At 59.0% G+C, this 9344-nt stretch carries 9 protein-coding genes; 7 read left to right on the top strand and 2 right to left on the bottom strand.

Annotated features, from left to right (window positions below; translation table 11 throughout):
* Window positions 1–1366: sulfatase-like hydrolase/transferase (locus IH881_19185; GenBank protein ID MCH7869825.1), on the top strand; the 1366-nt coding region annotated here is incomplete at its 5' end.
* 6 nt (window positions 1367–1372) lie between these two features.
* A complete protein-coding gene (locus IH881_19180) occupies window positions 1373–3286 on the top strand; it encodes an ABC transporter ATP-binding protein (protein MCH7869824.1) in 1914 nt (637 codons plus the stop codon).
* A 12-nt stretch (window positions 3287–3298) separates the two neighbouring features.
* Here the strand turns inward: IH881_19180 and IH881_19175 are convergent, their stop codons facing one another.
* On the bottom strand, window positions 3299–3538 hold the full coding sequence (locus IH881_19175) for a hypothetical protein (protein MCH7869823.1): 240 nt from the start codon (window positions 3536–3538) through the stop codon (window positions 3299–3301).
* Window positions 3539–3733: 195 nt separating this feature from the next.
* On the opposite strand from IH881_19175, the gene IH881_19170 reads away from it, so the two are divergent.
* From IH881_19170 to IH881_19150, 5 genes are all read left to right on the top strand, one after another.
* The gene (locus IH881_19170; GenBank protein MCH7869822.1) at window positions 3734–4087 is read left to right on the top strand and encodes a DUF423 domain-containing protein; all 354 of its coding nucleotides are present in this window, start codon (window positions 3734–3736) and stop codon (window positions 4085–4087) included.
* Window positions 4088–4091: 4 nt separating this feature from the next.
* Window positions 4092–5594 carry an archaeosortase/exosortase family protein gene (locus IH881_19165; protein ID MCH7869821.1) on the top strand — a complete coding sequence of 501 codons (1503 nt, stop codon included), beginning with the start codon at window positions 4092–4094 and terminating at the stop codon, window positions 5592–5594.
* Window positions 5595–5884: 290 nt separating this feature from the next.
* Window positions 5885–6991, top strand: coding sequence for a hypothetical protein (locus IH881_19160; protein MCH7869820.1), 1107 nt, complete (start codon window positions 5885–5887; stop codon window positions 6989–6991).
* A gap of 37 nt (window positions 6992–7028) precedes the next feature.
* The gene (locus tag IH881_19155; GenBank protein ID MCH7869819.1) at window positions 7029–7514 is read left to right on the top strand and encodes a hypothetical protein; all 486 of its coding nucleotides are present in this window, start codon (window positions 7029–7031) and stop codon (window positions 7512–7514) included.
* A 61-nt stretch (window positions 7515–7575) separates the two neighbouring features.
* Window positions 7576–8562: a flippase-like domain-containing protein gene (locus IH881_19150; protein MCH7869818.1), complete on the top strand. Its 987-nt coding sequence runs from the start codon at window positions 7576–7578 to the stop codon at window positions 8560–8562.
* Between the two features lie 124 nt (window positions 8563–8686).
* Here IH881_19150 and IH881_19145 read toward each other — a convergent pair.
* Window positions 8687–9344, bottom strand: a 658-nt coding sequence (locus IH881_19145; GenBank protein ID MCH7869817.1) for a transposase, incomplete at its 5' end; no start/stop codon positions are given.

Here is a 9344-nt window from a genome sequence, read left to right as displayed (position 1 = left end):
TCTCCTGCTCACCGGCTGTTCCGCCGCGCTGATCTGTGCATGCGGAACGAGTTCGCGTGAAGGAGACGCTCGCGTACGGGTCGTCCTTATCACCCTCGACACCCTGAGGTTCGATCGTTTTGAAGCAATTCACGGCAAAACCTCCGCGATGCCGCTGACTCGCAGCCACGCGGAGCGAGGCCTCGTATTTCGCCACTTCTACACAGTGTCGCCCGTCACCCAGCCCGCCCATGTGACTTTCTTGACGGGCCTGCCGCCTTGGGAACACGGCATCACGCGAAATGGCAGCGTGTTCTCCGATCGATTCCCGAGCATCGTCGAAACGTTCAAGCAGAATGGCTTCGAAACCCGTGCAATTGTCGCTTCTTTCCCGCTGGCCAGACGCTTCGGGTTTGCGCGAGGCTTCGACGAGTTCAACGATGACTTCAGTCACAATCTCAGCGAGAACAAATTGCTGTGGGAGAGTCATTGGAAGATCCAGGCGGGCGAATTCTTCGCGCTTGGCAATTCGATCACCGATCGGGCCCTTGCAGCGCTACAGCGGGCAACGGAGCCGAAGCAGTTTTTCTGGTTTCACTACTTCGATCCACACGCACCCTATGGAATCTCCAGTGGGGCCGGAGCCATGAGGAAGAAGGACATCATGGCAGGCATTCCGACGGGAGCGGCCGCGGTCAAACAACTGTTGACAGAAGCCGCGGCCCTATACGATAAAGACGTCCGGTACCTCGATCTGGCCCTTGACCGTCTGCTGCGAAAACTCGCCGAGGACGAGGCCACCTATGAAACCCACATCGTAGTCGTCGCGGATCACGGGGAGAGCCTTGGCGATGGGAACTCGATCGGACACGGCGCTCGACTCAACGAGGCAGAATTGCGCGTACCCGCATTTGTAATTTCTCCCAAGGTCGCTGCCGGCGTGCGAAACAATGTCACTAGCGCCATCGACATCGCTCCCACGCTGCTTTCGCTGGCGGGGCTCAAAATGACTGGCCCCGGGCTTCCGGGACGCGACTTGACCGCACCCCCGACAAACGACTCGCGGGCATTTGCGATTCGCCGAACCTTTCGCGAATTCGGCAAGAGCGAGTTACGTCTCGATGGTGAGCACTATTCGCTCGACGAAATCTTGTTTTGCGAAATCGATTCTACGGGCAGGATACGTCGCGGCAATCGAGACGAGTTGATCGAGAGCGAAGAGAACCTCACTACCAACGAACACGATCGAATCATGGATTCGTTTCGAACGTTCCATGAGGCGTATGAGCGCATGAACGAGGCGACCGCGATCGATGCCGAAGCCAGGCGCGGACTCGAAGCCCTCTGTTACATCCAGTCACTCGGTTCTCGTAGCTCTCAGGCGTGAATTTGCATGAGCTATGCTGACGACCATCACTTCCGCGTTCAACCGACGCACCCAAGCGAGGGCCTGGCTCGAGTGGGCACTGAACTCCATCGCGATCTGCGGCCAGTCATCGAGTCGGGAGCCCCGTCGCCAACGGGAACCGCGCCCCGGTCGAACCTTGCCCTGCTGAGGCGCATGCTTTCGTTCGCGGAGCCTTATCTCGCAACCATCGCCGTTTCCATCGCGCTGACGCTGGTGTTCTCTGCGGGTCGTTATGTCCGCGCGTACCTGATGCAACCGCTGCTCGACGACGTCCTCTTGCCCGGCGCTACGGGCTCGACTTCGAGCATCCTGGCTGAGCTGCAGTTCATTTTGACGGTTGCGCTCGTCATCGCGGTAGTCATGCCGGGTGTGTTGTACGCACGCCTGTACTTGCTGGCCCACACCCTGGGCCGCATTTCCATCGACATCAAAAACACTCTGGCGGCGAAACTGCTGCGACTCCCTCTGGCCTTCCACCGGGCCAAGCACAGCGGCGATACGCTCAATCGCGCATTGAATGATTCAAACGCCAGTGAGGCCGCATTGAAGCTGGTGTTCGGGGACTTCCTGCAAGCCGGCGCCATGGTCATCGGAGGCGGCATCACGCTGTTTTTCATTTCCTGGCAGCTGACACTGATTTCTCTCATCAGCGCCCCGCCTGTGATCGGAACCGTTGCGTGGTTTGCCCGGCGCATTCGCAAAACCGCGCGCCTCCGCCAGGAACAATTTGGCGAAGTCACCCAGCGGTTGGTGGACATCCTGGCGGGCATCAAAGTCATCAAAGCCTTTGGGGGTGAGCAACTCGAAGAAGCGGCGTTTAGTCGCGAGGCCACCAAGCTGTTTCGGCGAGACATGAAGGTTGTAAAGAACCGCGTTCTCTCGGCAAGTCTCGTCGAGTTCGTGACGGGACTGACTGGGATCGGAATGCTGGGCCTCGGAGCCTGGTTGGTAATTCGCGGAATGTGGGACATCACGCCGGGCGCAGTTGCAGCCTTCGCAACCGTTCTCGCCACGACATACCGGCCGCTGAAAACTTTGTCCCGGGGCTGGGCGAAGCTGAGCGAAGCTCTCGCATCGGCGGAGCGATACTTTGAAGTTCTCGACATGGATGCCGAAGTTCCCGATCGCGCCGATGCGGTGGAGATCGACGGAGTTCATCACTCCATCCGCTTCCGTTCCGTGAGCTTCCAATACGAAAGCAAGGCGGTCATCGCTGGCGTCGACCTCGAGGTCAACGCGGGGGAGGTGATCGCCATTGTGGGCCGCAGCGGCGAAGGCAAGTCGACCCTCGTCGATCTACTTCTGCGCTTCCACGATCCTACTTCTGGTTCAATCGAAATCGATGGACGTGACTTGCGCGCCATCAAACGGAAATCGTTGATGGCGCAAGTTGCCATTGTGAGTCAGGAGCCCTTCCTGTTTGACACGACGATCGCAGAGAACATCCGATACGGGCGCCCGGAGGCCAGCGATGAAGAAGTCGAACACGCGGCGACGGTCGCGCGGGTGAGCGAGTTTGCGACCCAACTCCCGGACGGGTATCTGACCAAGGTCGGTGAGTTTGGCCTGCGCCTGTCGGGAGGCCAACGTCAGCGCATCACGATTGCCCGGGCACTGCTGAAGAACCCCGCAATCCTGGTGTTTGACGAAGCCACCAGCGCGCTCGATGCAAAGACTGAACAGACGGTTCAAGACGCCATCGATGCGCTTCGCGGCAATCGCACCCTGTTCATTGTCGCCCACCGGCTCTCGACGATTCGCCGAGCCGACAGAATTGTCGTGATGGAATTTGGAAGGATCACCCAACAGGGAACTCACGAAGAATTGATGGCGCAGCCAGGCCAGTATCGAGACCTGGTCGGGCTGCAACATGACGAGTTGGGTTCGCCTCTTTTATAGCTGCGACTTTCTCTATAGAAGCGACTTGCTGTAGATCTCATCGTTGAAGCCGACCACGAGGGTCTTCCCCACTCTGAGGGTCGGCGCTCGAAGATTGCCGGTGGGGCCCAACATCGCAGCAAGAGCTTCGCTCGAGTTCAATTCGCCCGCATTGAACTCGCTGATGTTTTTCCCTTTGGCCACGACCAGTCTGGACACGGACCTGGCCAGTTCGACGGCTTCCTTCTCGCCGAGTTTCTTGCTAGCTGACACGATTTCCTTGGGCTCGATCGCATTGGCGTCCAAAAACTTGGACGCTCGCGTGCAGGAAGTTCAGCCCTTGCGGTGGTAATACCAGTCGACTCGTTTTGCCACTTGTTCCTCCTGGGAAGCGAGCCTATCGAGCCGAGATCAAACCGTCGAGGCAAGGCGTCGTTTCCGGTACGATTGGCCGCGGAGGAGATTGCCATGTGGATTCAGGTCGCCGCGGTATCGGGGATGCTGGCCGTCGTCGCCGGTGCATTTGGCGCCCACGGTCTCAAGTCGCGTCTCACTCCCGATCAACTCGAATCCTGGGCCACCGCAGCGCACTATCAATTGCTCCACAGCGCAGTGCTGCTCACCCTCGGCCTGTTTGCGGCGTACAGCGGAAATTCTGTCAAGTTGCCCGCTTCGCTATTCAGCGCCGGCATGCTGCTCTTTTCTGGATCGATCTATTTGTTGCTGCTCACGAACATGCGCTGGCTCGGGCCCGTCACCCCGATTGGCGGGTTGCTCTTGATCCTGGGCTGGCTCTCTCTCGTTCGGGTCGGTCAGGACTGAACCGATGCTCGCCGCAATCGCGGGGCTCATACTCTTCGTCAATTGGGGACTGCTGGACTTCAATCCCGAGCCGTACGGCACGGCTCCTATCGATGGTGCCGAGGCCGAGCTGTTTGCACCCGCTGGGGGCACTCCGGTTCTGATCTTTGCAGTGGTCGCGCTGCTGTTGATCAGCCGACGCGCGCAGTTACAGCGCGCGCTCCGCCAACCACCGTTGTGGGTCGCGGGTGCCTGCCTGCTCGCGTGCGGTGGGGTGATCGGACGCTGGGCCGACTTCGTTCGCGCACCGGAGCTTCTGATCCCGAGCATGATTCTGCTGCTACTTGGAGCGGGCGCCATGCTCGGAGGTCGCAGTGGGCTCCGCGCGATCGCTGCGCCGGCACTGTTCCTGGTATTTGCCTTTCCCATTCCCGCCAGCATCGTCAACTGGATCGTCTGGCCCCTACAGCTCTCCACCGCCTCGAGCACGGAGGCGTTCATGCGCTTGATCGGCCACGCGCCGGAGAGATTCGGTGATGTGATCTACACGGGTCCGCAATGGTTTCAGGTGATCGAGACCTGTAGTGGCATGCGGATGATCGAAACCTTGATCATGGCCAGCGTGCTGTACTCGATACTTTTCTACCGACGACCCTTCCAGGTGATATCGCTTTTGTTGGTCGCGCCGATCTTTGGCTACTTCGTAAACTTCGTTCGCGTCTTGTCGATCATCTTCAATCCCTATGGCACCTGGAGTCCGCTGCACACCGCCCAGGGGATCGTCATGTTGGGGGGTGGTGTGCTCTTGATCGTCGCCTTCGACAATCTTCTGAAACGTCTCGAAGCCAAGCTTCCGTCCTCGGCCAAAAACAAGCTTCATCAGACAGACATGACCGACGCGCGCCTCACCTGGGCCAGACCCGTGAGTGTGGCCCTGTTTCTCCTCATTTTGGGTACTGGCAATTTCTTGATCCCCGCCTGGCAACCCGAAGCCTCTACCGCACTCTCCCATGAACCTCGGGCTCTTCGTCTGCCGCCCGAACTCGCCGGGAGCATGCCCAAGGGGCGAAAGCTCGACCGAAAGTTTCTCGGCAGTGTGGGGGTGACGAAGTGGCTGCACCGCGAATACGACTTCTTGGATTCCAGCGTCCAAATTCAGATTCTGACCGATGATCGTCTGAACGGACGGGGCTCGCTGATCTCTAAGAAAACTGCAGTTCCGGGGTTGGGCTACAGCGAGCTTTCACACGACGTGGTTCCCCTCAGCGGCGGCGGATACGTCGATCGGTTTCTCTATCGAAGCCAAAGCCAGCAATCCCTGGTCTACCACTGGTACGAGGGCACCGCGGGCAACCTCGAGGAGATCTGGCGCAACACCCTTGTGCTGGATCGCGGACCTGCCCGCCGCGATCACTGGGCAGTCTCGATGCGTCTCAGCACGGTCGTGTCCCCAGGCACCGAGGGTATGGCCGGGGCAGAGGCGCGCCTGCAGGGGTTTGCCGAGGTGATCCGCAACGCACTGCGGTGATGCAATAGAGACCGCAACTCCACGGGCGGTTCCGGGATTTTTGGATGCATGATTTGTTCTCGTCGACTCGCCACCGGCCGCTGGAAGCTTGCAGCGATTCCAATCCAGCTGATACACTCGCCGCGTTCTCGGAAAGACGGGCAGATCGGGAACTGATCGGTAAAGACCGAATCGGTTGCGTCTTCAGAGGGGGTCGAGTGAGAGTCATGGCGCGTTGTTGGCAGCTAGCGGCGATCGTCGGATGCTTGGCATTTTCTCAATCCGCCTTGGCGGGACCAAGTTCCACAATCTTGACCGCCGCTGACTTCAACCAGGACGGTGTGACCGACATCCTCGCCGAAAGGATCGCCGCGCCCAACCTCGGTTTGCTCAGGACGATCCTGATCGACAGTGCGACCGGCTTACCCATGGGCAACCAATTCCCAATTCTGCTGCAAGACGGCTATGAGTTTTTGGCGGTTGGCAATTTCAACGGCAACCTCGAAGGACAGTCCCAGATCGCTGCGCGCAAGATGACCGGCACGCCGACGGAAGAACTCGGCGGGGTGCGGCTTTGGGATCTCGAGGACGATGCATCGGCCCCGACGGGGCTGATCGAGGGAGAGCTCGAGTTCATCCCCGACCCGATGTACCAGCTAGTCGGCATCGGCGATCTCGATGGCAATGGCGTTGACGACTTCGTCTTCGTCCACGATAACACCGGCCCCGATGAAGATTGGGGGTTGGTCCGGGTCTATCTCATGAACACCTCGATGGAAGTCATGCAGATCACCCACCCGTTGAATGTCTCCGCTTTCCCCGGCAACACACTCGAGATCTTTGGCGTGGCCGACGCGGACGGGGATGGCAACGCTGATTTCATTCTTGCCAGCCGAGATTCGAGCGACCCGTTTCCAAATCTGCGTGTCCTGTTGATGGAGGCCGACGCGACGGACGGAATCAAGGTCTCTGGGCAGAAATTTCCTCACGGGCTACCCCCGACCGCCTTTGACTTCCTGGGGTTTGCATTGATCAACCCAGATGATCGCGCCGACCTGATTTTTTCCAAGAGAACCGCGACGAACCAGGGCCTGATTCAGGTGCGATTGCTGCTGGAAGACGCAGAGAATTTGTCAGCGCCGTTTTACCCGGTCAATCTCGGACCGGACTACAACTACATCGGCAGCGGTTTGTTCGACAGCGACACCGAAACCGACCTGGTCGCAATACGAAACGATGCGCCCGACGAGGGTTTGTTGAGGTTCGTCCTGCTCGACACCGATTCGGCAGATCCAAGCGGCGTCATCGATGAAGATGATCAGGCAGCGGGTCAAGTCAAGAGCTCCGTGTTTCCGACCATCTTGACTCCGACGGTATGGCAGGAACGCAGCAGTCCCTCCGACCTGACCGATCAGTAAGTCAGCAAAATAGACGGATAGAATCAAGATGGGCCGAATGAGTTTCAACAGGAGCGGTTTCATGGATCGGGTGTCAAAGCGAATCGAGCATGTTTTCATTGCGTGCGCGATTTTTGTATTGGCTCTGGGTTGCGGCAGCAGCGAAACAAAACCGAGCCCAGACATGGGAGGCTCCCCTGGATATATCCCGGGCGATCTGCCAGCCCCCCCACCCGTTGTGCCGCCTGGCGATGGTTCGACCGGTTCTGAAGACGAAGACTTCGTGTATATCTATGGGGGCTCCGTTACCCAACAAGACCTTCCACTACCGCTGGTCGACGATCCCGACATGCCCGCGCCTAACGTCCTTCCAGACGAAACCCCCACAGCAGTTCAACTAGACCCGCTTACTTCTCCCTGGCCGGCCAAAAGCCAGAGCGAAATCCAGGCGCTGCTCGAACGCGAACAAAATGCCCAGCCGACCGCCGCGCAACGGGCAGCAATGGCCCAACTGGGCCAGATTGCCGCTCCGGAAAGCCCCTGAGAAGGCCTCCAGCATTTCGCCACGCATAGCGAGTTTCACCGACCCTTCGGAGGTCAGTCCCTTGCGCCGCAGACATATCGCCACATTACTCAAGGCGACCCTTCTCGTCGTAATCGTCGGTGCCTTGATTCAGCAAGACCTGCTGTCGCTTGCGCCAATCAAAACCGCAATCTCGCGCTGGCCATTGGTGCTGGGTGGTTGGGTTTGTATCTCTTGCACCACCGCCATCGCGATCATCCGCTGGCACGTTCTGATCCGCGCCCAGGGAATTCCCATCCCCCTGCTACGAACCATCCAGTCGGCGTTCGTGGGCCTCTTTTTCAACGTGTTTCTACCCGGCTCACTCAGTGGCGACCTGATCAAGGGCTACTACGTCGTGCGGTCCGTCCCCGGCCATACCGCCACAGCCGTGAGCTCAATCTTGTTCGACCGAGTGGTAGGGCTGTCGGGACTGATCACGCTCTCAGCGATTGCCTTGCTAGTGGGGAGCGGCGGAACGTGGTCGGGCACGCTCGGTGCGCCGATCGTGCTCGCGGTGATCGGAGTCACCAGTGGGGTCGTGGTGTTCTACGCAGCGCTGCTTGGGTTGAGCGAGGAGCGCGATCCAATTTTTCGCATATTGCGGCATCTGGCGACGCGCTTCGCATTCCTGCGTGGCGTGCTGAAGGTATATGAAGGCGTGCGGGTCTATCACGACAAACGCGGAGTGACCCTTGCATGTATCGGAGCGTCAATCATAGCCCATGGGTTTCTGGTCGTGGCGTGGATCTGTTTCGTAAACGCCATGGAGATCGATGGAATTCCGATCGGAGCCATGTTCGTGGTCGTTCCAATCGGGATGTTGGTATCGTCGATCCCGCTTGGCCCCGCTGGAATCGGTACGGGCCATGCGGCGTTTCTCGCGATCTTCGCGTTGTTGGGGTCCAATCGAGGAGCCGATCTATTCAATCTCGTGTTGGCGTTTCAGTTCATTCAGGCTGCACTAGGAGGCATGGTGTATTTGACAGTTCGGGCGGAGGCGGTGGAGGTGGAGGTGGAGCACGGGTGAATGCGGGTGTCGTGGGGCTTCCCTTTTCCGGACTTGGTTGCCCGTTGGGCGGTTAGGGAAAAGGGCCGGTTTGGTAGTGCGGACGGGGTGGGCGTCGGCGAAAGGGCTGGGTGGGGGAGAGTTTTTAGCCAGGTATTGCGGAGAGGTTGATTAGGCCGCGTCTGCGCCAGCCTTTGCTGAGGAGCCAGCTTGCTGCTTTGGCAACTCCTATTTCTTCATCGGTGGATGCCTTCACGCGCAAGCTCTCTGAACTTGCGCGCCATCCGTCGAACTGGCTGCCCGAGGATGCTTCATCGATCTTCACCGGCGGCGCATGCCCGTTCCGCTGTTTGAAGTGCTTTCGAATGTTGAGAAGTACATAACGAAGCGCGTTGCGCACCTGTTGGGGCGACGTGAGAAGCTGAACGTGATACCGGCCTGCAATCACCTTCCCGGTGCGCTTAAAGACACGATTCACCGCCAATGCAAAACGAGCAGCAATCGACTTCATGCCCCGGGAGAGGGCATCTTGAGAATCGGCCTCGACGATCATGTGAAGATGGTTGTGCTGGATGGAATACACAATCAGCCGAAAATCGCCGCGCTCACACCCCTGGGCGAAGGTCTTGCGCACTTCCATTACGAGTGATCGTTGCCGAAGATTCGAGAGTCCCTTTACTACGCGCAACGTCACATGAGCGGGAGTGAGTTCATTGAAATCAGATCGTTGTCGATGAGGCACCTGGCCCCGCCCAACCCGCTTGGCCCCAGCCCCTTTGCGCGGCCCGCCATGTCCAGAGGTC

The organism is Myxococcales bacterium, from assembly GCA_022563535.1.
Taxonomy (GTDB): Bacteria; Myxococcota_A; UBA9160; order UBA9160; family UBA4427; genus DUBZ01.
This window is presented reverse-complemented; position numbering and strand designations above follow the sequence as displayed.